The organism is uncultured Gemmiger sp., from assembly GCF_934561205.1.
In the GTDB taxonomy this organism is placed as follows: Bacteria; Bacillota; Clostridia; order Oscillospirales; family Ruminococcaceae; genus Gemmiger.
The window spans coordinates 161,375-186,414 of the sequence record NZ_CAKTFU010000004.1 but is presented as its reverse complement, the minus strand read 5'-3'; the positions used below and the strand labels follow the sequence as shown (position 1 = coordinate 186,414).

Sequence of the window (25,040 nt, the reverse complement as noted above, 5' to 3'; positions counted from 1 at the left end):
ATGCTTTTGGTTCGCAATATCCGCTTACCGCTCACCCTGCATGACCCCGATGCCGAGGCCGCCGCCAAGGCGCTGCGCATTTTGCACCTGCGCCCTTCCCAGGCTGCCCATTGCGGCGTAGCGCGGCTTTCGGTGGACGCACGGCGCGGCAAGCCCGTGCTGGTATACACGATCGCCGTGTCCCTGCCCGATGAACGGCAGGAGGCCGCTTTGGCCGATATGCCCGGCGTCAGCTTTGCCGCCGCCCCGCAATACCGCTTTGCCACGGGCAGCGCACCGCTGATGCACCGCCCCGTCGTGGTGGGGCTTGGCCCTGCCGGGCTTTTTGCCGCCCTGCTGCTGGCCCGCCACGGCTACCGCCCGCTGGTATTGGAGCGCGGCCCCGCCCTGGACGAGCGCGTGCGCGCCGTCGAGCATTTTGAGGCCACCGGCGAGCTTGACCCGAACGCCAACATCCAGTTTGGCGAGGGCGGCGCGGGAACGTTTTCGGACGGCAAGCTGACCACCCGCGCAGGGGACCCCCTTTGCGGGTTTGTGACGGAAGCCTTTTTGGCGCACGGCGCCCCCGCCGATATTGCCTGGCGGCAAAAGCCCCATGTAGGTACCGATCTGTTGCGGGGCGTCATCCGCAATATCCGCGCCGAGATCGAGTCCCTGGGCGGGGAGGTGCGCTTCAACACCGCCCTGACCGGGCTTACCGTGCGCGGCGGGCGCTTGGCGGGCATCACAACCACCGATGGGAACATCGCCTGTGAGCAGCTGATTCTGGCTGTGGGGCACAGCGCCCGCGACACCTTTGCCGTTTTGCATCGGCAGGGACTTCCGCTGGAATGTAAGCCCTTCTCGGTGGGCTTTCGCGCCGAACACCTGCAAACCGATATTGACGAAAGCCTGTACCATGGCGCAGCCGGACACCCCGCCCTGCCCAAGGGCGAATATCAGCTCAGCAGCCATGTCGGCGGCGGGCGGTGCGTCTACACCTTTTGTATGTGTCCGGGCGGCGTGGTATGCGCCGCTGCCAGCGAGGCGGGCGGTGTCGTGACCAACGGCATGAGTCTGCACGCCCGCGACGGCAAAAATGCCAATGCCGCCGTCGTCGTCAGTGTGGACGGACGCGACTTTGACAACGACCCCGCCAAGGCCGTGGCCTTTCAGCGCGAGTTAGAGCAGGCAGCGTTCCGCGCGGGCGGCGGGGGATATGCCGCCCCCGCCCAGACCGTGGGCAGCTTTCTTTCGGGCGGCAGTGAACTTGCGCTTGACCGCGTGCAGCCCAGCTACCCCCGCGGCGTGACCCCCTGCGATTTGGGCAGCCTTTTGCCCGGCGAACTCTCTGCCGCTTTGCGGCAGGGCCTGGGTGATTTTGGTCGCAAAATGGCCGCTTACCGCGCACCCGACGCCGTTTTGACGGGTCTGGAAACCCGCACCAGCAGCCCCGTGCGCCTTGTGCGCGGAAAAGATGACCTGCAATGCCTGAGCCTGCCGGGGTTGTACCCCTGCGGCGAGGGCGCCGGTTATGCGGGCGGCATTATGACCGCCGCCGTGGACGGTGTGCGCTGCGCCGCCAAATTGATGGAAAATTATGCACCGCAGAAGTAAGGAACGGATATGCCGCAAAACAACAACGACTTTAAACACAACCTGAAATCCGACTTTAAATACAATCTTGACCACGATCTGGGCGATTTGCTGGACAACGCCGTGCAGTTCGGCACCGGTGTCGGCGCCACGGTGCTGGGCAGCCTTTCGGACGCGCTGGCACAGGCGGGGGATGCCATTTCCGCTGCCCGCGGCGCACCGCCGGACAGCTTTGCCGCATGGAAACGCCGCCTCGATTACAAGCTGAAAAACGGCGGGTATTCTGCCGGCATTGCGCTGACCGCTGTGGGCTGGACCTTTACCGGCATTTTTGGCATTACGGCGCTGGTCATGGGCATTTTGTGGGGCGTAGGTCCCGCGGCGCTGGGCGTATCCGATGCCGCCTTTCGGGTGTTCCCGATCTTGTTTTTTTGTTCGTATCCCGCCATGCTGGGCTTTTTGTATATGGCAGTTGCCGGGATGCGCAAGCTTTTCTATTTCAGCCGTCTGCGCAAGCTGCTGCGCGCCGCGCGGGACTGGCAGTGCGACCTGCCAAGTCTTGCCCGCACCGCCCTGCTGAAACAGGAGCAGGTCTACAAGGACGTACAAAAAGCGGTGGCAGACGGGGATTTCCCTGGGGCTGCGTATAGTGCGGATTTCAGCACCCTGTATTTTGACGATACGCTGTACCACCCGGCCGAAACCCAACCGCCCGCCGAGACCCCTGCGCCCGCCGAGCCTTTGAGCGAGACTGAGCAGTTCCGCTGCGAGTGCGAAGCCTTTTTTGCCTACCTGCAAAGCTGCCGGGGCTGCCTTGGCGGGGACACCGATGCCGAGCTTGCCCAAATGCAAAAAACCTGCCGCGCCATGCTGGACTTTACCGCTGCCCACCCTGAGCAGCTGCCCCAGCTGCGCCGGCTGCGGGACTACTACCTGCCCACCACCCGCAAGCTGCTGGATACCGCGCTGGGGCTGGGGGACGATACCGGCAGTGCCGCCGACATCCGCCGCGATATCACCGCCATTTTGCACACCTTGAACCTTGCCTACACCAAGCTGTACGACACCCTGCTGGAGGACGTCAGCTTAGATGTTTCTACCGAGATCGACACTTTGGAAGCCATGCTGCGTCAGGACGGTCTGACCCACGACTTTGAAAGCGACTTTACTACAAGGAGCCAACCGAAATGATCTATCCTGCATGGCAGATAAAACCCTCCGCTGCGGCGGATGAACAGGCACTTGCCGCCCAAGGATGCGGCGTTCTGCTGCGCAGAGTTCTGGCAGCGCGGGGCTGCGGCCCCGACGAGGCACAGGCGCTTTTGGGCGCAGGGGAGCCGCTGTCCGACCCGTTTCTGATGCGGGATATGGACAAGGCCGTGGCGCGCATTGAACAGGCGGTCGAAAACGAGGAGTTGATCGTCATCTACGGCGACTATGACGTGGACGGCATCTCCGCCACTGCCATTTTGTATGAGTGCCTGAGCAGCATGGGTGCGCATGTGCGCTGCAAGCTGCCCACCCGCGGCAGCGGCTACGGCCTGACCCGCACGGCGCTGGAAAGCCTTGCCCAAAAGGGCTTTAAGCTGGTCGTGACGGTGGACAACGGCATTTCTGCCGTGGAGGAGGCCGCCTGCGCCAAGGCGCTGGGGCTGGATCTTGTGATCACCGACCACCACCTGCCCGGTGACACCCTGCCCGATGCCATAGCTGTTGTTGACCCCAAACGCACCGATGATGAAAGCCCCTTTAAGGATCTGTGCGGCGCGGGTGTTGCCTTTAAGCTGTGCGCCGCACTGGAAGGCTGCGACCCCGGTGAACTGCTGGAAATGTACGGCGAACTGGTCGCCCTTGGCACCGTGGCCGACGTGATGCCCCTTGTGGGAGAAAACCGCACGTTGGTGCGCGAGGGGCTGGCGCTTTTGCAGGACACCATGCGCCCCGGTCTGCACGCGCTGTTGGAGAACGCGGGCTGCCTTGGCCGCCCTGTGACGGCCGACACGGTCAGTTACAGCTTAGCCCCCCGGCTGAACGCCGCCGGGCGCATGGACAACGCAGCCGTTGCCTTAAAGCTGCTGCTTTGCGGCGATGAGGAACAGGCCGTGGGCATTGCCGCCCGCCTGGCGGAGATCAATACAGAACGCCAGCAGACCGAGCAGGCCGTCTTTGCCGAGGCCCTGAAAACGCTGGAGACCGACCCCGCCCGCACCCACGACCGCGTGCTGGTCGTAGCGGGGGAGGACTGGCACCCCGGCGTGATCGGCATTGTGGCTGCGCGCCTGATGGAACGGTACAGCCGCCCGGCCATCGTGATTTCGCTGCACGAAGGGGAGGGTCGCGGCAGCGGACGTGCCCCCGACAGCTTTGATTTGCACAGCGCCCTGTGTGACTGCGCGCAGTATCTGACCCGTTTTGGCGGCCACGCGGCTGCTGCGGGTGTGGAAATTGAGGAATCCAACCTTCCTGCTTTTCGGCAGGCTGTCAACCAATGGGCCGCCCACCACGCCCCGCGCGCGGAGGCTGTCACCCTAAAGCTGGACGCCGAGGCGGCACTGTCCGAGCTGACGCTCGCCAACGTACAGGAGTTGTATCGGCTGGCCCCCTACGGACGGGACAACGCCACCCCCGTGTTTTTCATTCGCAATGCCGTGGTGGACGGGCTTTGGCCGATGGGTGCCGACGGACGCCACACCCGTGTGCGGCTGCGGCAGGGCAGCGATACCCTGTTTGCCTCCACCTTTGGTGTTGCCATGCAGAATTTTGCCTACCAGCCCGGTGCCGTAGTCGAGGCGGCGCTTGAGCTTTCGGTCTTTACGGGGCGCAGCGGTTCGCCTGCCGTGTCGGCGCATCTGCGCGCCATACGTCCCGCCGGGCTCGGCAACACCGCCGGGGAGCAATCCGCTTGGTTTGAAGCGTTCCGGGCGGGCGGCGTGCTGGAAAAAGAACGCGCCGCCGCCATTTTGCCGCAGCGCGCCGACACGGTCGCGCTCTACAAGCGCATCCGCAGTGGGCAGGTCGTCTCCTATGATTTACAGCCGGTCTTTTTTGCCGAAGGTGCACAGAACACCGGGAAAATCCTGACAAGCCTAACGGCTTTACAGGAGCTGGGCCTTGTCCGGGAGGAAAACGGTCGGTGGCTGCCGGCCCCCGTCACCGCAAAGCAGGATCTTGCCTCGGCACCGATTCTGCAGCGGCTGACTGCCCAGGCGCAATAAATCCGTCGAAAAAGGGGAGCTTTGTCTATGGAAAACAACGAAGTGAAAATGCCCATTACCTATGAGGATCTGAAGCATGACCTGGTGGCCAGCGGCCGCCCTTATGATTTTGCTATGATCGACCGCGCCTATGCACTGGCGGAAAAGGCTCACGGTGACCAACGCCGCCGCAGCGGCGAACCGTATATCTGCCACCCGCTGAGCGTCGCGCAGATTCTGGTGGAGCTGGGCATGGACAGCGAAAGCATTGCCGCCGCCCTGATGCACGATGTGGCCGAGGACACCTCGGTGGGCATTACCGAGATCCGCCAGAAGTTCGGGGACGAGGTAGCCCTGCTGGTGGACGGTGTCACCAAGCTGACACAAATCAAATTTTCCAACGTGGAGGACCGCCAGGCCGAAAACCTGCGCAAGATGCTGCTGGCCATGAGTCAGGACGTCCGCGTTATGATCATCAAGCTGTGCGACCGGCTGCACAATATGCGCACCGGCGACGCCTGGCCCGAGCAGAAACGCCGCGATAAAGCCCTGGAAACCATGGAGGTCTACGCCCCCATTGCGCACCGTCTGGGCATCTCCAACATCAAGGAGGAGCTGGAGGATCGCAGCCTGCATTACCTCGACCCCGTCGGCTACGAAACCATTCGCGACCTGCTGAACAAGCACGGCGACGAATTTCTGCACACAGTCTGCCATACCATCTCCAAGCATCTGTCAGAAAACGGCATCGGCAAGGCAACCATCCGCCACCGCGTAAAGAGCATCTACGGTATCTACCGCAAGATGTATATGCAGAATAAGGACTTCGAGGAGATCTACGACATCTACGCCGTGCGCATCATTCTGGGCAGCGTAGCCGAGTGCTACACCGCACTGGGTCTTATCCACGATATGTACCATCCGCTGCCCAACCGCTTTAAGGATTATATTTCCACCCCCAAGCCCAACGGCTACCAGAGCCTGCACACCACCGTCATCGGGCGGGAGGCGATCCCGTTTGAGGTACAGATCCGCACCTGGGATATGGACCGCATGGCGGAGTACGGCATCGCCGCCCACTGGAAATACAAGGCCGGCATCACCGGCGGCAGCAACGACAAGCTGGACGAGCGTCTGGCCTGGGTGCGCCAGCTTTTGGAAAGCCAGCGTTCCAGTGCCGATGCCACCGACCTGCTCAGCGACATCAAGAGCGACCTTCTGCCGGAGGAGGTCTTTGCCTTTACCCCGCGCGGCGATGTCATCAACCTGCCCGCCGGGGCTACCGCCATCGACTTTGCCTATGCCATCCACTCGGCCGTGGGCAACCGCATGATCGGTGCCAAGGTCAACAACCGCATCGTACCCATCGACCACAAGGTGCAGACAGGCGAGATCATCGAGGTCATCACCGGCCCCGAAAACCGCGGCCCCAGCCGCGACTGGCTGAACATCGTAAAGACGAGCGAGGCCAAAAACAAGATCCGCAACTGGTTCAAAAAAGAACGCAGGGAAGAAAATATCCAGGAAGGCCGCGACGCACTGGAACGCGAAATGCGCCGCAACATGATGCCGCTTACCGACGAGCAGCGCCCCGTTTTTATGGAGAATCTTGCCCGCCGCAATCGCTGCAATTCGGTGGATGAGATGTACGCCGCCATCGGCTACGGCGGCCTGCTGATTTCCCGCCTGCTGCCCAAGCTGAAGGAAGAATACGCCAAGCTCAAGGAGAACGAGCCGAAGCCCCTGACCGTGGAGCTGAAGCGGGTGCATTCCTCCGACGGTGTGGTGGTCGAGGGCATCGACAACTGCCCCATCAAGTTTGCCAAGTGCTGCTCTCCGCTGCCCGGGGATGAGATCATCGGCTTTGTCACGCGCGGGTTCGGTGTGTCCATCCACAAACGGGACTGCGCCAACGTGCGCGAGAGCCTGCGCCACAGTGAAAACGCCGACCGCTGGGTGCGCGCCTTCTGGGCGGAGGATTCCCGCGAAAACTATAAGGCCACGCTGGAGCTTTTGTGCATGGACCGCGCAAACCTTGTCTCTGACATTGCGCTGGCACTGGGCGATATGCGCGTGCCCATCTACTCTTTGACGGCGCGCAGCGCCGAGCAGGGCCGCGCCCGCATGAGCGTGACCGTAGGCATTACCAACACCGAGCACCTGAACAGCGTGGTTTCCCGCCTGAAAAAGGTCAAGGACGTTGTGACCGTAACAAGAAACTGATTTCATTTTGGAAAAGGAACTTTATCTATGCGTACCGTAATTCAACGGGTAAGCGGGGCCAGCGTCGTCGTAAACGGCGGTGAGCCGCGCAAAATCGGGCCGGGTCTGGTCATTTTGCTGGGTGTGCGGGAAACCGACACCCCCGATATCATCCCCAAGCTGGCAGAAAAATGCGCGCATCTTCGTATTTTTGAGGACGAGGCCGGCAAGCTGAACCGCAGCGCGGTCGAGCTTGGTTACTCCGCCTTGGTGGTATCCAACTTTACGCTGTACAGCGATACCGCCAAGGGCAAGCGTCCCAGCTTCAGCCACGCCGCCAAGGGCGATTTGGCAGAGCCTTGCTACGAAGCCTTTTTACGGGAAATCGGCAAGCAGGGCTTACGGGAGGTTCAGCACGGGGAATTCGGGGCGGATATGCAGATTTCGCTCGTCAACGACGGGCCTGTGACCATCATCATCGACACCGATGACTGGAAAAAGGGGTGAGTATTGTATGAAGGTTACGCACATTTTAGGCGCAGCACCGCTGTATACCAACACATTTTTGCTTGTGACCGACCAAAAGCACGGCATATTGATCGATGCCGCTGCCGAGCCGGAAACCTACAAGAAGGCACTGGCGGAGCAGGGTGCGACCCTTACGCATATTCTGCTGACGCATGGGCATTATGACCATGTGGGGGCTGTTGCCGCCCTGCGGCGCGAGACCGGCTGCAAGGTCTATCTGGACCCTGCCGATGCGTTGGGCAACGATTTGTATCCGCTGAAAAGAAGTGACATCGACGAGGCATGGCCTGTTTCGGGCAGCCTTGCCATCGATGAACTGACCTTTACCGTTTACCATACCCCTGGCCATACCCCCGGCAGTGTGGTGCTGGCGCTGGGCAAACTGCTGTTCTGCGGCGACACGCTGTTTGCAGGCAGCTGCGGGCGCACCGATATGCCCGGCGGCAGCGGTATCCGGATGCAGCAGAGCCTGTCCAGGCTGGCAGAATCCGACCTGCGCGATGACGCGCAGGTGCTGCCCGGTCACGGGGAATCTTCCACCCTGGGGCTGGAACGCCGTTCCAACCCCTTTATGACCGAAGGAATGTACCCCATGTATTAAGAGGAGGCCCCTGTATGCAGATCCTTTTGTGCGGTCCTGCCGCCGGATATGAAGCTGAGCACACGGCACGGCTGTTTTTCCCCACCGCCGACAAGACCGATTCCATACCGGAAAGCGGAGATTTTGTGGCCGCCTGCTCCCATGAAAAAACCGATTTTGCGCTGCTGCGTCTGGACGGAAGGCTGTACTGGCGCACTGCTCTGCGCGATACTGACACTGACGCGGAGTACGCGCTTTGCCGCGCGCTTTACACACTGTTGTGCGATGCCACAAAAAGAACGCCGCCTTGGGGCATGATGACCGGTGTGCGCCCTGTACGCATTATACATGATTTACGCGCCATGGGCTGGCAGGAGGATGCCATCCGCGACCGCTTTTTGCAGCATTTCGCCTGCACGCCGGAAAAGTTCCGGCTGGCACTTTCCATCGCCGATTTACAGCGCCCCGTTTTGGACGCCGCCGACCCGATGGATTGCAGCGTGTATGCAGGTATCCCGTTTTGTCCCACGCGCTGCAGCTATTGCAGCTTTGTCTCCCGCACCGTGGGGGACAAGGCTACCCGCGCGCTGGTACAGCCCTATGTCGATAAGCTCTGCGAGGAACTTACCGCCATCCGCCGGACCGCAGACCGCTGCGGGCTGCGCATCCGCACCTTTTATATCGGCGGCGGAACGCCCACCAGCCTTTCAGCGGCGCAGCTTGAACAGCTGATGTCCCACATTGCCGCAACGTTTGACCTTGCCGCCCTGGACGAGTACACGGTGGAGGCCGGACGTCCCGACTGCACCGATGCCGAAAAGCTGCGCATCATCAAGCAATACGGGGCCACCCGCATTTCCATAAACCCGCAGACCTTCTCGGACGAGGTGCTGCGCAATATCGGCCGCCGCCACACTGCCGCCGATATCATCGACTGCTTTGCCGCCGCACGCGCCGCCGGGCACGACAACATCAACATGGATCTTATCGCGGGTCTGCCCGGTGACACAGTCGAGGGCTTTGCACAAAGTCTGCAGCAGGCCATTGCGCTGAACCCCGAAAACATCACCGTGCACACGCTGACCTTAAAGCGCGCCTCTGACCTGGTGGTAGAGCACCGCGCCGCCGCATACGATGATGTATCGGCCATGCTTCGCTGCTGCGACACCCTGTATGACGCCGGCTACCGCCCGTATTATATGTACCGCCAGAAGGGCACCCTGCAAAACCTTGAAAATATCGGCTGGGCCAAGCCCGGCAGGGATTGCCTGTACAACATCTATATTATGGAGGAGATACACTCCATCCTGTCCGCCGGGGCCGGCGGTTCCACCAAGCTGGTCATTCCCGGCGCACGCCGCGGCAAGATCGAGCGCGTCTTTAACTTCAAATATCCCACCGAGTACATCGACCGCTTTGACGAGGTTCTTGCCCGCAAGCAGACTGTGGAGGATTTTTATGCACGTTACACACCGCAAGAGATTTGTAGGCCGTGAGCTGATTTCCTTAGCGGCCACGCAGCCGCAGCCCTTTGCCGAGATCAGCGAACGGCAATATCACGACCAACTGGATCTGATCGTGCAGGAAGTACTGCAAAGCAAGCGCCGCATCATCATGCTGACCGGGGCTTCGGCTGCCGGAAAAACAACGTCTGCCCATAAATTGGCCGCCCTGCTGCGCGCCGAAAACTGCCCCGCCGCCGTTTTGAGCCTGGATGACTTTTTTGTCGGCGCAGGGCGCTACCCCAAAAATCCCGACGGCAGCGATGACTATGAACGGCTGGAATCCCTGGATATCCCCGTACTGCAGGACTGCCTGCGGGACTTGTACCAAAAGGGCGTTTGCCAGTCGCCGGTGTTTGATTTTCACATCCAGCAGCCCGCCGGGCTGCAAACGGTGGATTGCCGAGGCGGCGTAGCCATCATTGAGGGGCTGCACGCCTTGAACCCTGCCCTGACCGCCGCCCTGCCGGACAACGCCGTTTTGTACCTGTATGCCGGTCTGCGCGAGGAATACGCCGACACCGACGGCAGCCGCTGCCTGGCCACGCGGGATATCCGCCTTGCGCGCCGCATCGTGCGGGACGCACTGTTCCGCGGGCACGAGGCGTCCTTCACCCTGGGGATGTGGGACCGCGTCTGTGACGGTGAGGACCTGTATATTCGGCCCTTCAAGCCCCGTGCCAACCTGCTGCTGGACACCGCCCACAGCTATGAGGTCTGCCTGTGGAACACCCTGCTGGCCGAGGTGCAGCCCGATGCCGACATGACCCCCGCCCAGCGCCGAAAACTGGAGGCATTGAAATCCCGTTTTGCGCTGTTTCCGGCGCTGCCGGCCGAGTTGGTGCCGCAAGACAGCCTGCTGCGGGAATTTATCGGCACAAAGTGCAGCGAAAACAGCACAATTCACTAAAAATATACAAATTCATCGTTGCATAACCTGCAAAAACAGTCTATAATGTTAGGTAGATACGGTACGGCATCGGCGTTGTGTCTGTGCCAGATGTTTGTAAAAACGTGAAAGAGGTGTTTCCTTATGTTCGAGATCGATATCGAAATGCTGAAAGAGCAGAGCCTTCAATTTGTTGATACCGCCAAAAAGGCCGCCCAGGATCTGGCCGACAAGGGCAAGAACCAGCTGGAACTGCTGAACCAGCAGGCACGTCTGTCCAAGGCACAGCGTCAGCTGGGTGCGCTGGTGTACAGCCTGCACAAGGCCGGCGAGGAGAACCAGCCGCTGGTCGACAAGTATATCGCCGCCGTGGCAGAGGTCGAAAAGGCCATTGAGGACATCAAGGCCAGCATGACCCCCGAGGAGCGCGCCGAGGCGGAGGCCCAGGAGACTGCCGAGACGGAGGAGCCTGTTGTCAGTGAGGAACCTGAGGAGGAGATCGAGGAGGAGCCCGTTAAGCTGCGCGGCGAAACCAAGATCTGCCCCGTCTGCCACGCTGAGGTGGACGCTGATGCGCTGTTCTGCAACCACTGCGGCGCGCAGCTGTAAATTGTAAAACTTTTTCGTCAGGTTTTGTAAAATTACGCGCAGTTGCGTCCGTTTTTTGTGGGTTTTCCCCCGACGCAGCTGCCGTATTTTATGTAACGCTTGACAAATTCCAATTTGAGAGTAAAATGTTGCGTGTTGCTTTTGCCGCGCCTTATCGGTGACTTATGAGTGCTTACCCCGAAAAATCACACTACACGGCCGAGGATCTGGCCGCCATCATCGCGCTGCTGCGCGACCCCGAAAAGGGCTGCCCCTGGGACAAGGTACAAACGCACACCTCCATCCGCATGAATTTTCTGGAGGAGGCCTACGAGGCCGTTGATGCCATTGACCTGAACGACCCCGAACTGATGTGCGAGGAACTGGGCGATGTGCTGATGCAGGTCGTGTTCCACGCCCAGATGGAGAACGAGCAGGGGCATTTCAACTTTGCGCAGGTGTGTGACGGTGTTTGCCGCAAGCTCATCGACCGCCACCCGCATATTTTTCTGGGTGCGCAGAGCATAAAAGACTGGGATACGCTCAAAAATATAGAAAAGGGCCGCGTAACCTTACAGGACGATTTGGAAAGTGTGCCCTTGGCACTGCCCGCTTTGATGCGCGCTGCCAAGCTGCAAAAGCGCGCAGCGCGCGGCGGCGTGACCGTACAGGCCGGGGCTGATACCGTGGCCGCAGCCGCAAAGGCTGCCCAGCTTTGTGACGATGCCGAAAAAGAGGCTGCCGTAGGGCAGATGCTCTTTGCCGCCGTCGCCCTGGCGCGCAGCCTGGGGGTAGACCCCGAACAGGCATTGCAGCGCCGCAATGCGCAGTTTACTGCGCAGCCTACTTCTTGCCAAGAGGCGGAACAGCCGTAAAACCGCTGAACGCCGCTTTTTGTCCATAGGCACACCGCATCGGCAGACACAATGGTGCGGTGCCGCCCATAAATTCATTGGAGGTATAATATTATGACGAAAGTAGAACTGATTTCCGCTGTTGCCGCCGACGCCAATCTGACCAAGAAGGATGCCGAGGCTGCTGTCAACAGCGCCCTGAACGCCATCACCAACGCTTTGAAGTCCGGTGACAAGGTCACGCTGGTCGGCTTTGGTACTTTTGAAGTCCGCGAGCGTCCCGCCCGCAACGGCCGCAACCCCCAGACCGGTGCCGAGATCACCATCCCTGCATCCAAGCTGCCCGCTTTCAAGGCCGGCAAGGCTCTGAAGGACAGCGTTCAGTAATCACTTCATAAAGGCTGTACCGCCCCGCCGCACCCTTGCGACGGGGCGGCTTTGTGATATCACACAGAAAGGTTATATTGTATGCGCCTGGATAAATACTTAAAAGTCAGCCGCCTGATCAAGCGGCGCACTCTTGCCAACGAGGTTGCCGACGCCGGCCGTGTGCTGGTAAACGACAAGCCCGCCAAGGCCAGCTATGCCGTTAAGGTGGGCGACATCATCGAAGTCACCTTCGGCAACCGCCCCATCAAGGTACGCGTTCTGTCCGTTGAGGAGCCCAAGGGCAAGGACGTGGCGCGTGAGCTGTTTGAGGTTCTTTGATTTTTGTTGCGGCACTGTCATAACCGCCGTGCCCCTTGCATATAGTAACGGTAGATTGCCAGTGAAAAGGGGAGTACAACGCCATGCCGGAAACTGCCGATACCGCTATTCATGAAAACAGACACCCCGCGCCGCAGGGCCACAGCCTGGCCTTAAAGGACCGCCGCCAGTTGGCTGTAACGGGAGTCGGACGCATCGTAAGCTGCGATGAGAACGGTGCCGTGCTGGAAACGGCCCTGGGCACCCTGACCGTGGGCGGGCAGGAGCTGCAGGTCAGCGAGCTTTCGCTGCAAAGCGGGCAGGTGCAGATCAGCGGCACGATCGAATTTCTGCAATATGCCGAAAACCGCCAATCCTCCGGCGGGCTGCTGGCACGGCTGTTTCGCTGATGACAGCCTCTGCGTCGGTTTGCGCCGTTCTCGGCGATGTTTTATGGTGTCTGGGTATCGGCTGTCTTTTGGGGGCCGGTCGCGATGGGCTTTCCCTGGCCCTGGGTCGGGGAAAACTGCGGGATCTTGCGGGGGATATGCTGGCCTTTGCCGCGGCAGCTGTTTTGGTGGCCGGGTTCTCGGCAGGCAGCAGCGCCACCGGCTCGACCCGCTGGTACATGAGCCTGGCGGTTCTTTTGGGAGCGGTGTGCTGGTACATTGCCGCTGTGCCCGTTGTGCACAGCGTGGTAAGCCGCCTGGCTCAGCTTACCTTGCAGCCGCTGCAGCTGCTGCATCGGCTGCTTTTTGCCCCGATTTCGGCTGAAATGAAATTGCAGCAGCAGAAAATTTTCCATTTTCTTTCAAAAAAGTGCCGAAAACCGCAAAAAACCGGAAAAAAGCAGTTGCAAAATCCGACTAAGATATTATATAATTAGAACATCTGAACAGATTTTTATTTTTCGGGAAAAGGGGGCTGTCTGTTATGTATAAGAAACGTCACGGGCCGCTTCCGGTTCGGCTGCTCCCGCTGGCCTTTGTGGTCTTGTGCGGGTATCTGTTTATGACGCTGATCAACTGTCAGGTCGCCATCGGCTCCAAACAGCAGGAGCTGGCCGGCGTTCAGACCCAGTTGACCACCCAGCTGACCGAAAACGCCGAGTTGTCCAGCACGCTGGAGCAGGGCGAGGACGCCATTATTGAGCGCTACGCCCGCGAGCAGGGCTATGCCAAGCCCAACGAGCGCGTGTTTATTGATATCAGCGGCAAATAATTTCGGGTTTTGCCTCTGCGCTGTTGCGGCAGCAGGGCTGAACATATATCGAAACATCTATTACAAAAGAAAAAGGGGTATCTGAGTTTGGCATTACAAGTTGGGGATATTGTAGAGGGTAAAGTAACCGGCATCAAGCCTTTTGGCGCATTCGTCGCCTTGCCGGAAGGCAAGAACGGTCTGGTGCACATTTCCGAGGTTTCCTACGAATTTGTGCAGGATCTTTCCACCGTGTTGAGCGAGGGCCAGACGGTCTCCGTCAAGGTACTTACCATCGCACCGGACGGCAAGATCGCACTGTCCATTAAGCGCACGCAGCCCGCGCCGGAGCGCGCACCCCGTCCGCAGGGCGGCAGCCGCCCTGCACAGGCACCGCGCCCCAAGCGCGAAGAAAAGCCCCGCGTATGGCAGCCCAAGCCTGCTGCCCCGCAGGGTGATATGAGCTTTGAGGATATGATGGCCCGCTACAAGTCCCGCAGCGAGGAAAAAATTGCCGACCTCAAGCGCGTTACCGAAAACCATCGGGGCGGGTATTCCCGCCGCCGCGGCTAAAGAAATGGCTATACCAAACCGTGTCTGTAACCGTTTTGGGCGGGCGCTGTGCGGTATTGCCCCAGCATTGTTCTTACGGCTCTATCCCTGACGGCAGCGCAATGTTCCGCCCGGGTTAGAGCTTTTTTGCAAAAACGAAAGGATCACTATGTCCACACTGTACACTATGGTTGCCCCGTGCTTTTTCGGCACGGAATCCACTTTGAATTTTGAGGTCAAGCGTCTGGGTGCCGAAAACATTCAGGTCACCGACGGCCGCGTGGCATTTCAGGGCGGGGCCGAGATGATCGCCGCCGCCAACCTGAACCTGCGCACGGCCGAGCGCGTATTGCTGCTGCTTGCCACCTACAAAGCCACCACCTTTGACGAATTGTTTGACGGCTGCTACCGCATCGCCTGGGAGGAGCTGCTGCCCGCCGATGCTGCTTTCCCCGTGAAGGGCTCCAGCCTGTCCAGCCAGCTTTCCAGCGTGCCTGCCTGCCAGAGCATCGTCAAAAAGGCCATCGTCAAGCGCCTGATGGCCGGGCACAAAACCTCCACGCTGCCTGAGACCGGCAGTGTTTACAAGATTCGCTTTGCCCTGCGCAAGGATACGGTCGAAATTTATCTGGACACCTCCGGCGACGGTCTGCACAAGCGCGGCTACCGCCGCAACGCCACGCTGGCGCCCATCAAGGAGACGCTGGCTGCCGCCATTGCCGACCTGGGCCGCGTGCGCCGCGACACCCTGGTACAGGATCCCTTCTGCGGTTCCGGCACGCTGGTCATTGAGGCTGCCCAAAAGGCGCTGAATCTGGCCCCCGGCCTGCGCCGCCGTTTTGCCGCCGAGCACTTTGCCTTTATCCCCGCCGACATCTGGACGCAGCAGCGCCAGAAAGCCCTGGCCGAGGTGCGCACAGACGCCGCCTTTGAGGGCATCGGCTACGATATCGACCCCGCCGCCGTAGCGCTGGCCAACGCCAACGCCAAGTTGGCCGGCGTAGGGGAGCGCTGCCGCTTTGAGGTGGCCGACGTCAAGGATTTTTCTCCGCTGCAAAATGCCACCGTACTGACCAACCCGCCTTACGGTGAGCGCCTGGGCGATGCGTCCGAGGCTGCCGCCCTCGCCAAGACGCTGGGTCAGGTTTGGCAGCGCCACCCCGCACAGGGTCTGTACGCCATCACCGCCGATGCCGCCTTTGAGGATCATTTCGGCAAAAAGGCCGCCCGCCGCCGCAAAATCTACAACGGCATGATTCCCTGCCAGCTGTATATGTATTATGATACCCCCAAGCGCGAAAAGAGGTAACGGCATGGAGGATCTCAAACTCGCGATTTTGATAGACGCGGACAATATTTCGCCCAAATATGTCAAGGTCATTCTGGATGTAGCCGCCAGCTTCGGCGTGGCTGCCTGCAAAAGAATTTACGGCGACTGGTCCGATGCGCGTCTGAAAAGCTGGAAGGACGCGCTGCTGAACAACTCCATCATTCCCATCCAGCAGTACAGCTACACCACCGGCAAAAATGCTACCGATTCGGCCATGATCATCGATGCGATGGATCTTTTGTACAGCGGCAACCTGGACGGCTTCTGCATCGTATCCTCTGACAGTGATTTTACCCGTTTGGCCGCACGCCTTCGTGAGGGCGGCAAGCTGGTCATCGGTATGGGGGAGAGCAAGGCGCTGGGCCCCTTTGTCAAAGCCTGCGACCAGTTCAAGTATCTGGATCTGATCCTTGACCACGGCGAGGCTGCCGATACCGCCGCTCCCGATGCGCAGCAGCAGACAACCGCCGGCGACGATACTGCCATCAACCGCGACTCCATCGGACGCATCATTCTGGGACTTATCGAGGAAATGGACGACGGCACCGGCTGGGTGCGCACCTCCCGCGTGGGGGACCAACTGATCAAGCGCTACCCGGACTTTGACGTGCGCAACTTCGGCGCCAAAAGTCTGAACAAGTTTTTGGCATCGGTGCCTGAGTTGGAGCTGGAGGAACGCATCCTGGCCAACGGCAATCCCATTCAGTTTGTGCGCGCTGTGTCTGCCCCCAAAGCTGCCCCCAAAAAGCAGAAGTCCGCTGCCCGCAAATCGCCCCGCCGCACCGCGACCCAAAACAAAAAACGCAAGGCATAAAAAAATCCCGCAGATTGCTCTGCGGGATTTTTTATTGCTGTACCGTCACATTTTCCAGTTCCGGCAGGTTATCCATACCGGCGTAGTCCTCGGTTTTCAGGGCACCGCTGCGCAGTTCATCGTACAAAGTCTCGTAGCCGGACTTTGTAAACTTGGTCAGCCGCCAGGTATCTGCGCTCAGGGCTACCGCATTTTCGGTCACGCCCACGGTATCGGTGTGGCCGAGGGATTCCGCGTTCTGGGGCCATTGCCCGCCCGCCGCAAAGAAGTTATACAATTCCTGCTGCACCATGGTGTTGTAGCAGTGCAGGGCGCTGAACAAAACAGCCTCATCCTGTGCGTCGTGATCCCACTTGAGCGCAATGATCTTGCCGTCGGTTTCGGTTTGTTCCTTGCCCGCCAGGGCTGCCTGCAGCGTCGCCTCGTCCGCTGCAAAAATCACCTGGGTGCCGTTGTTGTACCAGCTTGCCAGGCGCTCGGCCACGGCGTCGCTGTACTCCTTGGAGCCGCTGTACCAGACTTGCAGCGTGATTTCATCGCCTTGCTGCTCGGCCGCCTTCTCGGCTCCCTGCATAAAGCCTGTGCAGTAGCGTACCGTTGCGGGCATTTCCTCGGCACCGGCAAAGCCCAGTTCCTCATAGCCCTCGCTCACGGCGGCGTATCCGGCCAGATAGCCGGCCTGCGTCTCACTGAACAGCACACAGCGCACAGTGTCCTTAACGGTGTAGTCGCTGTAATCGGCATTGTGTGCCTCGGCATCGACCACCATAAAATAGGTGTCGGGGTATTCGCCCTGCAATCCATACACGGCCTGTGCCATGGCATCGCCGCGGCAGATCACGACCTTGGAGCCGGATTCCGCCGCTTGCTTCAGGGTGCTTTGCAAATCTTCTGCCGACGTCGATGCGGCTGCCTCGTTTTTGGGCACATAGCCAAAGTTATACGCAAAGGCGGAAATTCCCTGCCACAGGGCAGCATCCGCGCCCTCCTCAACACCCTCCGGGCCGGTAATCAGGGTAATGGCCGCACCGCCGGGCAGCGGCTCGGCATCCTCGGCCGCCTGAAAGGTATATTCGGTGTCGTTTGTGGGAATGGCCGTCTTTTGCTCATCCTCCCCCTGTTTTTGGGTCGGCTTGCAGCCGCACAGACTCGCCAGCAGGGCCGCTGTGCCCAACCATGCCAAGAACTTTTTCATAAACTGTGGTAAGACTCCTTATTTTTCTAAGTTTGCGGGGCCGAAACCGTAGGGCAGCAATTCACCGAGGGTCGTCACGATATAATCGTCCTCGGTCTTTGCCATGATGACCGTCAGCGAATCGCCGCCGAATTCATACAGTGCCTGTCGGCAGACGCCGCACGGTCCGGTGACCAGCGTGTTGACCTCGCCCTGTCGGCTGCCCACGATGGCAATGGCGTCAAATTCGCGCACGCCCTCGCTGACAGCCTTGAACAAGGCTGTGCGCTCGGCACAGTTGGTGGGGGTGTAGCCGGCGTTTTCGATGTTGCAGCCGGTGTAGACCCTGCCGTCCTTGGCGCGCAGCGCAGCCCCCACACGAAAGTGAGAGTAGGGGGTATAGGCAAACTGCTGCCCTTCAAAGGCTTTGCGGATCAAAGCCTGAATCTCCGCTTTTTCCATGCTTATTTCTCCAGATGCTCCTCAACAGCCAGTGCGATCTTCATCATCTCGGTAAAGCTGGTCTGGCGTTGCTCGGCCGTGGTGATCTCCGGCGCAACAAAGCTGTCGGAAATGGTCAGCAGGCAGGCCGCGCGCTTACCCAGCACCCGCGCGTTGTGGAACAGGGCAAAGCTTTCCATCTCGACCGCCAGGCAGCCCTTTTCGTCGCGCAGCTTTTCCCAGTAGGTGGGCTTGGCGTCGGTCGCCTCGCGGTAGAAAACATCGGAGGAATGGATGACACCCTCGATCATCGTGATGCCCTGGGCCTCGGCGCTGGCCTTCAGGGCGGCGTTCAGCTCGGCGCTGGGCTTCTGGATGTCGTCGGTGTCGCCGCTTTGGGTCACGGCATAGTTGCTCTCGGAGTAGGCGCCGGTGGCCAGCACCACATCAAACAGCTTGGCCTTATCGGTGTAGGAACCGGCGGAGCCGATGCGAATGATATTCTCGACCCCGTACTGGCTGTAAAGCTCGTAGGAGTAGATGCCGATGGACGGCATACCCATGCCGCTGCCCATAACGCTGATGGGGCGGCCCCGATAGGTGCCGGTATAGCCCAACATACCGCGCACATCGGTGACAAGGCGCGGATTCTCCAAAAAGGTTTCGGCAATAAATTTGGCGCGCAGGGGATCGCCCGGCATCAATACGGTTTTGGCAAAATCGCCCATTTCGGCGCGGTTGTGAGGGGTAGACATTTCGCAGCTCTCTCCTTTTAAAAAAGTTTGTTCTACATAGTATAACATATTTTATGGATTTATGGTATAATTAAATCTGAATTTTTTGTGTAAAGGTGGATTTTGTATGCAGCTGCCGCAGCACTGTACTTTATGCCCCCGCGCCTGCGGGGCAAACCGCGCCGCCGGTGCCGTTGGCGTGTGCGGGGCAGGGAACACCCTGCGCGTGGCGCGCGCCGCCCTACACCACTGGGAGGAGCCGTGCCTGAGCGGCGACCCTGAGGCTGCTACCGGCAGCGGCACGGTGTTTTTTTCGGGCTGCACGCTGCGCTGCTGCTACTGCCAGAATTTCCCCATCAGCCAGCAGGGGGTAGGCAAGGAGATTTCCGCCGCGCGGCTTTCGGAAATTTTTCTGGAATTGCAGCAGGGCGGCGCCAAAAACATCAACCTTGTCACCGCCACCCAGTTTCTGCCGTGGGTCATCGAGGCGCTGGACACAGCCCGCGCACAGGGGCTGCATCTGCCCATCGTTTACAACACCGGCGGCTATGAAACCGTGGAAACGGTAAAAGCACTGCAGGGATATGTGGATATCTGGCTGGCGGACTTCAAATACGCGTCCCGCGAGGTCAGCGCCGAGCTTTCGGCGGCTGCGGATTACCCTGCCGTGGCCGAGGCAGCTTTACGCCAGATGCTTTTGCAGACCGGTGCGCCCGTATATGATGCCGACGGCTATCTGCAGCGCGGCGTTATTGTGCGGCATTTAGCCCTGCCCGGACACACGCAGGACAGCCTTGCCGTGCTGCAAACCCTGGCACGGCTGCGTGACGAAACAGCCACCCCCTTTGTGCCCAGCCTGATGAGCCAGTTCACCCCCTTTTACAAGGCTGCCGAACACGGTCTGGGGCGGCGCATCACCAGCTACGAATACCGCAAGGTCATCGACGAAGCTGTGCGCCTTGGGCTGACGGACGGTTACATGCAGGAAAAGAGCAGCGCACAGGAGGAATACACCCCACCCTTTGACCTGCAAGGGGTCTGAATGCTGCATTTTGGGGCGATGCGGCGGCAAATCTTCGTTTCGTTATCGTTTTGTAATGTTTTATTCCCGCCAAAATGTTGCAAAACATCGTAAAACAAGGTATACTAAAGACAGCGTGGAGGGATTCGCCCTCCACAACAATGTACGGGTCTTACATACAAGTACGGCCCCCGAAATAGGAGAACAAAGCTATGAAAAAGTTCCTTGCAATGGTTATGGCCGCTGCTATGGCATTTTCTCTGGTTGCCTGCGGTGGCGCTGCTTCCTCCGCTGCTTCTCAGGGTTCCGCTTCCGGCAGCAAGACTGACGTTGCCTTCGTTACCGACGTCGGCAACATCGATGACCAGTCCTTCAACCAGTACACCTGGCAGGGCGTCAAAGATTTCTGCGCCGCCAACAACCTGAACGCCAACTACTACCGTCCCACCGAGGACTCCGACTCTGCCCGTCTGGAGCAGATGGACAACGCCGTAAACGACGGTGCCAAGGCTATCGTTGTCGCCGGTTATCTGTTCGGTTCCTCCATCGCTGAGGCTCAGGCCAAGTACCCCGATGTTGAGTTCCTGGCGCTGGACGTTTCCGCTTTTGATCTGGGCGATTCCACTGCCGCCGCCAACACTGCTTTGATCACCTACCGTGAGGAGCAGGCCGGTTACCTGGCAGGCTACGCCGCTGTTTATGATGGCTACAAGAAGCTGGGCTTCCTGGGCGGCATGGCCGTTCCTGCCGTTATCCGCTACGGCTACGGCTTTGTGCAGGGTGCCGAGGCTGCTGCCAAGGAGATCGGCGCCACTGACGTCAGCATCAACTACTGGTACTCCGGCGACTTTAAAGCCACCGACGAGGTCAAGACCAAGATGGACAGCTGGTATTCTGCCGGCACCGAGGTCGTCTTTGCCTGCGGCGGTCCCGTCTGCACGAGCTGCGACGCTGCTGCTAAGGCCAACGGCGGCAAAATGATCGGCGTTGACGTTGACCAGTCCGGTCAGTTCGACACCGTTGTTACCTCTGCCATGAAGGCTCTCGCCAACTCTGTCAATCTGGCTCTGACCGACTCCATGAACAACGGCTGGAAGTTCACCGAAACCTACGCCGGCAAGGAGACCACCCTGGGCGCTGCTGAGGATTGCGTCGGTCTGCCCATGGAGACCAGCAAGTTCAGCAAGTTCACCAAGGAGCAGTACGACACTCTGTACAAGAGCATCGTTGACGGCTCTCTGGTTATCGACGCCAGCTTTGACGCCGATGTTCACCCCGAAGTTTCCGCCATCACCGTGGATTACCAGGGCTGATAAACTGTAACTCGTTTGCCCCGCGCAGAAATGCGCGGGGCATTTTGTTTTTTGCGGGGCATTTTAGATTGAACGTCCAAAAAAGCCCTGTTTTTTTGCTGTTTTTGCGCAAATTCTCTTGTGTAAAAGTTGTTTTTTCTGTATACTATATGGTAGTAATCTGTGTTTTACAGGAAAGGGGCGTATAACGATTGGCAGAGAATTATGTCATCGAGATGCTGCACATCACCAAGGAATTTCCGGGCATCAAGGCTAACGACGATGTCACCCTGCAGCTGCGAAAGGGTGAGATCCATGCATTGCTGGGCGAAAACGGTGCCGGTAAATCCACCCTGATGAGCGTATTGTTCGGCATGTACCAGCCCGAACAGGGCATCATCAAAAAGAACGGCAAAGAGGTAAAAATCACCGACCCTAACGAGGCCACCGCGCTGGGCATCGGCATGGTGCATCAGCACTTCAAGCTGGTGGAATGTTTTACCGTTCTGGACAACATCATTCTGGGTGTCGAGGATACCAAGCTCGGTTTCCTCAAAAAAGATGCTGCGCGCAAAAAGGTCATGGCCCTGAGCGAAAAGTACGGTCTGCGCGTAGATCCCGACGCACTGGTCAGCGACATTTCCGTCGGTATGCAGCAGCGTGTCGAAATCCTTAAAATGCTGTACCGCGACAATGAGATTTTGATTTTTGATGAGCCGACCGCCGTCCTTACGCCGCAGGAAATCGACGAATTGATGGAGATCATGCGCGGTTTCAAGGCCGAGGGCAAGAGCATCTTGTTCATCACCCACAAGCTGAACGAAATCATGGCCGTTGCCGACCGCTGCACCGTTCTGCAAAAGGGCCGCTATATCGGCACCGTAGATATTGCCGATTCCTCCAAGGAGGAGCTGTCCCGTATGATGGTCGGGCGCGATGTCGATTTTGCCGTTGAGAAAAAGCCCTGCGAGCCGGGCGAGGTCATTCTGGACGTCAAGGGTCTTGTGGTGCCCAGCAAGGCACACAAGAACAACGCCGTCAAGGGCGTGGATTTTCAGGTGCGCGCCGGGGAGATCGTCTGCGTTGCCGGCATCGAGGGGAACGGCCAGACCGAGCTGATTTATGGTTTGTCCGGTCTTGAAAAAGCCACCGCCGGTACCATCACCCTGAAAGGGCAGGATATCACAAGCGCCCCCATTCGTGAGCGCTCCAAGCTGGGCATGAGCCACATTCCTGAGGATCGCCACAAGCACGGCCTGGTGCTGGACTTTACGCTGGCAGACAACCTTGTTTTGCAGCGTTATTGGCAGCCGGAATTTCAGCAGAACGGTTTTATCAAAAGCGCCGCCGTGCAGGCCTATGCCACCCGACTGATTGAGCAGTATGACGTGCGCAGCGGCCAAGGCCCCGCAACGATTGCCCGCAGCATGTCCGGCGGCAACCAACAGAAAGCCATCATTGCGCGCGAGGTCGATAAAGACCCCGAGTTGCTGATCGCCGTCCAGCCCACCCGCGGCCTGGACGTAGGCGCTATCGAGTATATCCACAAGCAGATCGTGGCTGAGCGCGACAAGGGCAAGGCCGTTTTGCTGGTCAGCCTGGAGCTGGACGAGGTCATGAACCTGTCCGACCGTATTCTCGTTATGTACGAGGGTGAGCTGGTCGGCGAGTTTGACCCCAAAAAGACTACCGTTGAGGAACTGGGCCTGTACATGGCCGGTGCCAAAAAGCAAAAGGAGATGCAGCAATGAAAAACCAAAACAAAACCCTGCTGCTGCAGCGTCCCGCCGCCGTAAGCGTGCTGGCCAGCCTGCTGTCCATCGTCATCGGTCTGGTGCTGGGCTTTGTGCTGCTCGTCATCCTGAATCCCGGTGCCTCTTTGGGCGGTATGGCCGCCATGCTGACCACCGGTTTCAGCAGCCTGGACAAGTTTGCCAAGGTGCTGTACCAAGCCGCGCCCCTGATGATGTGCGGTCTTTCGGTGGGCTTTGCCTTCAAGACGGGCCTGTTTAACATCGGTGCCTCCGGCCAGTACACCATGGGTGCCTTTTTTGCCCTGCTGTGTGCCATTCAGTTTCAGCTGCCGTGGTTTGTCTGCCTGCTGGCGGGCGCTGTGGGCGGTGCCATCTGGGGCGTATTTCCGGGTCTGTTCAAGGCATATTTCAACGTAAACGAAGTCATTACCGCCATCATGTTCAACTGGATCGGCATGTATCTGGTCAACCTGATTTTGGCCAATGATTCCATCATGCTGGCCTCGGCGTGGGGTGCCTCCAACTCGGACCGCACCGCCGCACTGGCCTCCGCCAACCCCGATGCCATCATTCCCAAAGGCTTTTTGACTGCCCTGTTCGGTGGTTCCAGCTGGATCAACATCTCGGTCCTGCTGACCATTGCTTTCTCCGTTTTGATGTGGGTCGTGCTGCAAAAGACCACCTTCGGCTACGAATTGAAGGCCTGCGGTCTCAGCCGTGACGCCGCACAGTATGCGGGCATCAACGCCAAGCGCAACATTGTGCTTTCCATGGTCATTTCCGGTGCGCTGTCCGGCATCGGCGGCGGCATCTACTACCTGGCCGGCACGGGTCAGTTCGTGCTGCAAAAGGCCATTCTGGGTATGGGCTTCAACGGCATCCCCGTTGCGCTGCTGGCAAGTTCCAACCCCATCGGCACCATCTTCTCGGCGCTGTTCATCAGCTACATCCAAGTTGGCGGCGCCGCCATGCAGCCCGCCTATTCCTCGGAGACGATCGACATTGTCATCGCCGTTATCATCTATCTGGCGGCTTTCGCCCTGCTGATGCGCAGTGTCGTTGCCAAGGCAGCCGTCGGCCGCAAACAGAAAGGGGGCACCGACAAATGAATATCGTTGCCAACCTGATCAGCCTGACCATTTTGTTTGCCGTGCCGCTGCTGCTGGTAGCGCTGGGCGGCATGTTCAGCGAGCACTCCGGTGTTATCAACATTGCCCTTGAGGGCATGATGATCATCGGCGCGCTGTTTGCCTGCCTGACCTTGCAGGCCTTTGACCAAAACGGCTTCGGCGCCCTGCACCCGCAGCTTTCCATGTTCGCGGCCATTCTGGTGGCGGGCCTTACCGGCATGATCTTCTCAGTTTTTCTGGGCTTTGCCGCCATCAACCTCAAAGCCGACCAGACCATCGGCGGTACTGCGCTGAACCAGTTTGCCCCGGCGTTTGCCGTTGTCATGACCTGGGCCTTGCAGGGTCAGGGCCTGACCACCATTTTTATTCCCAACTGGGCGCGCATCACGCAGGAAACCCTGGGTCTGCCCGTGCCCGAAAATCCCGGTTTTTGGGACAACCTGTTCTTCAAGTATTTCTACCTGACCACCCCTGTGGCCGTTGTATTGTTCATCGTATCCTATGTGCTGCTGTACAAGACCCGTTTCGGTCTGCGTCTGCGCGCCTGCGGCGAGCATCCCCAGGCGGCGGACTCGGTGGGCATCAACGTGTACAAGATGCGTTATGCAGGTGTGCTGATTTCCGGCTTTTTGGGCGGCATCGGCGGCCTGGCGTACACGCTGGCAGCCGGTTCCGGCTTCAACTCCAGCGTCGGCGGCTACGGCTTCCTTGCCTTGGCGGTTATGATCTTCGGCAACTGGAAACCGCTGCCGATTCTGGCTTCGTCGCTGTTCTTTGCACTGTTCAAGGTCATTGCGGCATACAGCGCCTCGCTGCCGTTCCTTCCCAAGTTCGACGGCGTCAAGGATATTTCCAACTTCTACCAGATGCTGCCGTACATCGTCACGATGATCATTCTGATTTTCACCTCCAAAAACTCGCAGGCCCCCAAGGCCGAGGGTATTCCTTACGATAAGGGCAGCCGCTGATTTTTACCCACCTTGCCGCCCGGCCGCGCAA

General features: G+C 59.3%; 26 protein-coding genes. 23 read left to right on the top strand and 3 right to left on the bottom strand.

Annotated features, from left to right (window positions below; translation table 11 throughout):
* From Q0I19_RS04210 to Q0I19_RS04125, 18 genes are all read left to right on the top strand, one after another.
* Nucleotides 1–1,596 carry an FAD-dependent protein gene (locus tag Q0I19_RS04210; protein ID WP_294758716.1) on the top strand — a complete coding sequence of 532 codons (1,596 nt, stop codon included), beginning with the start codon at nucleotides 1–3 and terminating at the stop codon, nucleotides 1,594–1,596.
* A gap of 9 nt (nucleotides 1,597–1,605) precedes the next feature.
* Nucleotides 1,606–2,766, top strand: a complete 1,161-nt coding sequence (locus Q0I19_RS04205) for a hypothetical protein (RefSeq protein WP_294758718.1) — start codon at nucleotides 1,606–1,608, stop codon at nucleotides 2,764–2,766.
* Complete coding sequence (recJ, locus tag Q0I19_RS04200; RefSeq protein WP_294758720.1) at nucleotides 2,763–4,790, top strand: single-stranded-DNA-specific exonuclease RecJ; 2,028 nt, start codon at nucleotides 2,763–2,765, stop codon at nucleotides 4,788–4,790. Before Q0I19_RS04205 ends, recJ begins: the two co-directional genes overlap by 4 nt.
* Before the next feature lie 27 nt (nucleotides 4,791–4,817).
* The gene (locus Q0I19_RS04195) at nucleotides 4,818–6,992 is read left to right on the top strand and encodes a bifunctional (p)ppGpp synthetase/guanosine-3',5'-bis(diphosphate) 3'-pyrophosphohydrolase (RefSeq protein ID WP_294758722.1); all 2,175 of its coding nucleotides are present in this window, start codon (nucleotides 4,818–4,820) and stop codon (nucleotides 6,990–6,992) included.
* Between the two features lie 27 nt (nucleotides 6,993–7,019).
* Nucleotides 7,020–7,478 carry a D-aminoacyl-tRNA deacylase gene (gene dtd / locus Q0I19_RS04190; RefSeq protein ID WP_294758724.1) on the top strand — a complete coding sequence of 153 codons (459 nt, stop codon included), beginning with the start codon at nucleotides 7,020–7,022 and terminating at the stop codon, nucleotides 7,476–7,478.
* Nucleotides 7,479–7,485: 7 nt separating this feature from the next.
* On the top strand, nucleotides 7,486–8,100 hold the full coding sequence (locus Q0I19_RS04185) for an MBL fold metallo-hydrolase (protein ID WP_294758726.1): 615 nt from the start codon (nucleotides 7,486–7,488) through the stop codon (nucleotides 8,098–8,100).
* A 14-nt stretch (nucleotides 8,101–8,114) separates the two neighbouring features.
* Nucleotides 8,115–9,575 carry a coproporphyrinogen dehydrogenase HemZ gene (gene hemZ / locus Q0I19_RS04180; RefSeq protein ID WP_294758727.1) on the top strand — a complete coding sequence of 487 codons (1,461 nt, stop codon included), beginning with the start codon at nucleotides 8,115–8,117 and terminating at the stop codon, nucleotides 9,573–9,575.
* Nucleotides 9,538–10,491 carry a nucleoside kinase gene (locus tag Q0I19_RS04175; protein ID WP_294758729.1) on the top strand — a complete coding sequence of 318 codons (954 nt, stop codon included), beginning with the start codon at nucleotides 9,538–9,540 and terminating at the stop codon, nucleotides 10,489–10,491. Before hemZ ends, Q0I19_RS04175 begins: the two co-directional genes overlap by 38 nt.
* Before the next feature lie 123 nt (nucleotides 10,492–10,614).
* Nucleotides 10,615–11,079 carry a zinc ribbon domain-containing protein gene (locus tag Q0I19_RS04170; RefSeq protein ID WP_294758731.1) on the top strand — a complete coding sequence of 155 codons (465 nt, stop codon included), beginning with the start codon at nucleotides 10,615–10,617 and terminating at the stop codon, nucleotides 11,077–11,079.
* A gap of 164 nt (nucleotides 11,080–11,243) precedes the next feature.
* Nucleotides 11,244–11,933 (top strand): nucleoside triphosphate pyrophosphohydrolase, encoded by a 690-nt coding sequence (mazG, locus tag Q0I19_RS04165; RefSeq protein ID WP_294758732.1) that lies wholly within the window; start codon nucleotides 11,244–11,246, stop codon nucleotides 11,931–11,933.
* Between the two features lie 93 nt (nucleotides 11,934–12,026).
* A complete protein-coding gene (locus Q0I19_RS04160) occupies nucleotides 12,027–12,299 on the top strand; it encodes an HU family DNA-binding protein (RefSeq protein WP_294758735.1) in 273 nt (90 codons plus the stop codon).
* An 81-nt stretch (nucleotides 12,300–12,380) separates the two neighbouring features.
* A complete protein-coding gene (locus Q0I19_RS04155; protein ID WP_294758736.1) occupies nucleotides 12,381–12,620 on the top strand; it encodes an RNA-binding S4 domain-containing protein in 240 nt (79 codons plus the stop codon).
* Between the two features lie 83 nt (nucleotides 12,621–12,703).
* Nucleotides 12,704–13,009 carry a sporulation protein YabP gene (gene yabP, locus Q0I19_RS04150; protein ID WP_294758738.1) on the top strand — a complete coding sequence of 102 codons (306 nt, stop codon included), beginning with the start codon at nucleotides 12,704–12,706 and terminating at the stop codon, nucleotides 13,007–13,009.
* A complete protein-coding gene (locus Q0I19_RS04145; RefSeq protein WP_294758740.1) occupies nucleotides 13,009–13,485 on the top strand; it encodes a hypothetical protein in 477 nt (158 codons plus the stop codon). Before yabP ends, Q0I19_RS04145 begins: the two co-directional genes overlap by 1 nt.
* Nucleotides 13,486–13,532: 47 nt before the next feature.
* Complete coding sequence (locus Q0I19_RS04140; RefSeq protein ID WP_294758742.1) at nucleotides 13,533–13,820, top strand: septum formation initiator family protein; 288 nt, start codon at nucleotides 13,533–13,535, stop codon at nucleotides 13,818–13,820.
* Nucleotides 13,821–13,907: 87 nt separating this feature from the next.
* A complete protein-coding gene (locus tag Q0I19_RS04135) occupies nucleotides 13,908–14,372 on the top strand; it encodes a S1 RNA-binding domain-containing protein (protein ID WP_294758744.1) in 465 nt (154 codons plus the stop codon).
* Nucleotides 14,373–14,520: 148 nt separating this feature from the next.
* Nucleotides 14,521–15,660: a class I SAM-dependent RNA methyltransferase gene (locus Q0I19_RS04130; protein ID WP_294758745.1), complete on the top strand. Its 1,140-nt coding sequence runs from the start codon at nucleotides 14,521–14,523 to the stop codon at nucleotides 15,658–15,660.
* 4 nt (nucleotides 15,661–15,664) lie between these two features.
* Nucleotides 15,665–16,495: an NYN domain-containing protein gene (locus Q0I19_RS04125; RefSeq protein WP_294758747.1), complete on the top strand. Its 831-nt coding sequence runs from the start codon at nucleotides 15,665–15,667 to the stop codon at nucleotides 16,493–16,495.
* A gap of 31 nt (nucleotides 16,496–16,526) precedes the next feature.
* Here Q0I19_RS04125 and Q0I19_RS04120 read toward each other — a convergent pair whose 3' ends face one another.
* From Q0I19_RS04120 to deoD, 3 genes are read right to left on the bottom strand one after another with little or no spacing between them, the layout of a single operon-like run.
* A complete protein-coding gene (locus Q0I19_RS04120; RefSeq protein WP_294758749.1) occupies nucleotides 16,527–17,690 on the bottom strand; it encodes a BMP family ABC transporter substrate-binding protein in 1,164 nt (387 codons plus the stop codon).
* Nucleotides 17,691–17,708: 18 nt separating this feature from the next.
* Nucleotides 17,709–18,131, bottom strand: coding sequence for a cytidine deaminase (locus Q0I19_RS04115; RefSeq protein WP_294758750.1), 423 nt, complete (start codon nucleotides 18,129–18,131; stop codon nucleotides 17,709–17,711).
* Nucleotides 18,132–18,133: 2 nt separating this feature from the next.
* Nucleotides 18,134–18,865 (bottom strand): purine-nucleoside phosphorylase, encoded by a 732-nt coding sequence (gene deoD, locus Q0I19_RS04110; RefSeq protein ID WP_294758752.1) that lies wholly within the window; start codon nucleotides 18,863–18,865, stop codon nucleotides 18,134–18,136.
* Nucleotides 18,866–18,971: 106 nt separating this feature from the next.
* Between deoD and Q0I19_RS04105 the strand changes: the two genes are divergently transcribed.
* The 5 genes from Q0I19_RS04105 (at nucleotide 18,972) to Q0I19_RS04085 (ending at nucleotide 25,009) form a co-directional block, all read left to right on the top strand.
* Nucleotides 18,972–19,886, top strand: coding sequence for a radical SAM protein (locus Q0I19_RS04105; protein ID WP_294758754.1), 915 nt, complete (start codon nucleotides 18,972–18,974; stop codon nucleotides 19,884–19,886).
* Between the two features lie 191 nt (nucleotides 19,887–20,077).
* Entirely contained in the window at nucleotides 20,078–21,178 is a 1,101-nt protein-coding gene (locus Q0I19_RS04100) for a BMP family ABC transporter substrate-binding protein (RefSeq protein ID WP_294758756.1), read from the top strand.
* A 215-nt stretch (nucleotides 21,179–21,393) separates the two neighbouring features.
* Nucleotides 21,394–22,908, top strand: coding sequence for an ABC transporter ATP-binding protein (locus tag Q0I19_RS04095; protein WP_294759065.1), 1,515 nt, complete (start codon nucleotides 21,394–21,396; stop codon nucleotides 22,906–22,908).
* Entirely contained in the window at nucleotides 22,905–24,020 is a 1,116-nt protein-coding gene (locus Q0I19_RS04090; RefSeq protein ID WP_294758758.1) for an ABC transporter permease, read from the top strand. Before Q0I19_RS04095 ends, Q0I19_RS04090 begins: the two co-directional genes overlap by 4 nt.
* Nucleotides 24,017–25,009: an ABC transporter permease gene (locus Q0I19_RS04085; protein WP_294758760.1), complete on the top strand. Its 993-nt coding sequence runs from the start codon at nucleotides 24,017–24,019 to the stop codon at nucleotides 25,007–25,009. Before Q0I19_RS04090 ends, Q0I19_RS04085 begins: the two co-directional genes overlap by 4 nt.
* The last annotated feature ends 31 nt before the right edge of the window (nucleotides 25,010–25,040 follow it).

Excerpts from the sequence above, each read along its gene's own strand:
- Q0I19_RS04210 (WP_294758716.1), top strand. The coding sequence starts at position 1 with ATGCTTTTGGTTCGCAATATCCGCTTACCGCTCACCCTGCATGACCCC.
- Q0I19_RS04205 (WP_294758718.1), top strand. The coding sequence starts at position 1,606 with ATGCCGCAAAACAACAACGACTTTAAACACAACCTGAAATCCGACTTT.
- recJ (WP_294758720.1), top strand. The coding sequence starts at position 2,763 with ATGATCTATCCTGCATGGCAGATAAAACCCTCCGCTGCGGCGGATGAA.
- Q0I19_RS04195 (WP_294758722.1), top strand. The coding sequence starts at position 4,818 with ATGGAAAACAACGAAGTGAAAATGCCCATTACCTATGAGGATCTGAAG.
- dtd (WP_294758724.1), top strand. The coding sequence starts at position 7,020 with ATGCGTACCGTAATTCAACGGGTAAGCGGGGCCAGCGTCGTCGTAAAC.
- Q0I19_RS04185 (WP_294758726.1), top strand. The coding sequence starts at position 7,486 with ATGAAGGTTACGCACATTTTAGGCGCAGCACCGCTGTATACCAACACA.
- hemZ (WP_294758727.1), top strand. The coding sequence starts at position 8,115 with ATGCAGATCCTTTTGTGCGGTCCTGCCGCCGGATATGAAGCTGAGCAC.
- Q0I19_RS04175 (WP_294758729.1), top strand. The coding sequence starts at position 9,538 with ATGCACGTTACACACCGCAAGAGATTTGTAGGCCGTGAGCTGATTTCC.
- Q0I19_RS04170 (WP_294758731.1), top strand. The coding sequence starts at position 10,615 with ATGTTCGAGATCGATATCGAAATGCTGAAAGAGCAGAGCCTTCAATTT.
- mazG (WP_294758732.1), top strand. The coding sequence starts at position 11,244 with ATGAGTGCTTACCCCGAAAAATCACACTACACGGCCGAGGATCTGGCC.
- Q0I19_RS04160 (WP_294758735.1), top strand. The coding sequence starts at position 12,027 with ATGACGAAAGTAGAACTGATTTCCGCTGTTGCCGCCGACGCCAATCTG.
- Q0I19_RS04155 (WP_294758736.1), top strand. The coding sequence starts at position 12,381 with ATGCGCCTGGATAAATACTTAAAAGTCAGCCGCCTGATCAAGCGGCGC.
- yabP (WP_294758738.1), top strand. The coding sequence starts at position 12,704 with ATGCCGGAAACTGCCGATACCGCTATTCATGAAAACAGACACCCCGCG.
- Q0I19_RS04145 (WP_294758740.1), top strand. The coding sequence starts at position 13,009 with ATGACAGCCTCTGCGTCGGTTTGCGCCGTTCTCGGCGATGTTTTATGG.
- Q0I19_RS04140 (WP_294758742.1), top strand. The coding sequence starts at position 13,533 with ATGTATAAGAAACGTCACGGGCCGCTTCCGGTTCGGCTGCTCCCGCTG.
- Q0I19_RS04130 (WP_294758745.1), top strand. The coding sequence starts at position 14,521 with ATGTCCACACTGTACACTATGGTTGCCCCGTGCTTTTTCGGCACGGAA.
- Q0I19_RS04125 (WP_294758747.1), top strand. The coding sequence starts at position 15,665 with ATGGAGGATCTCAAACTCGCGATTTTGATAGACGCGGACAATATTTCG.
- Q0I19_RS04120 (WP_294758749.1), bottom strand. The coding sequence starts at position 17,690 with ATGAAAAAGTTCTTGGCATGGTTGGGCACAGCGGCCCTGCTGGCGAGT.
- Q0I19_RS04115 (WP_294758750.1), bottom strand. The coding sequence starts at position 18,131 with ATGGAAAAAGCGGAGATTCAGGCTTTGATCCGCAAAGCCTTTGAAGGG.
- deoD (WP_294758752.1), bottom strand. The coding sequence starts at position 18,865 with ATGTCTACCCCTCACAACCGCGCCGAAATGGGCGATTTTGCCAAAACC.
- Q0I19_RS04105 (WP_294758754.1), top strand. The coding sequence starts at position 18,972 with ATGCAGCTGCCGCAGCACTGTACTTTATGCCCCCGCGCCTGCGGGGCA.
- Q0I19_RS04100 (WP_294758756.1), top strand. The coding sequence starts at position 20,078 with ATGAAAAAGTTCCTTGCAATGGTTATGGCCGCTGCTATGGCATTTTCT.
- Q0I19_RS04095 (WP_294759065.1), top strand. The coding sequence starts at position 21,394 with ATGCTGCACATCACCAAGGAATTTCCGGGCATCAAGGCTAACGACGAT.
- Q0I19_RS04090 (WP_294758758.1), top strand. The coding sequence starts at position 22,905 with ATGAAAAACCAAAACAAAACCCTGCTGCTGCAGCGTCCCGCCGCCGTA.
- Q0I19_RS04085 (WP_294758760.1), top strand. The coding sequence starts at position 24,017 with ATGAATATCGTTGCCAACCTGATCAGCCTGACCATTTTGTTTGCCGTG.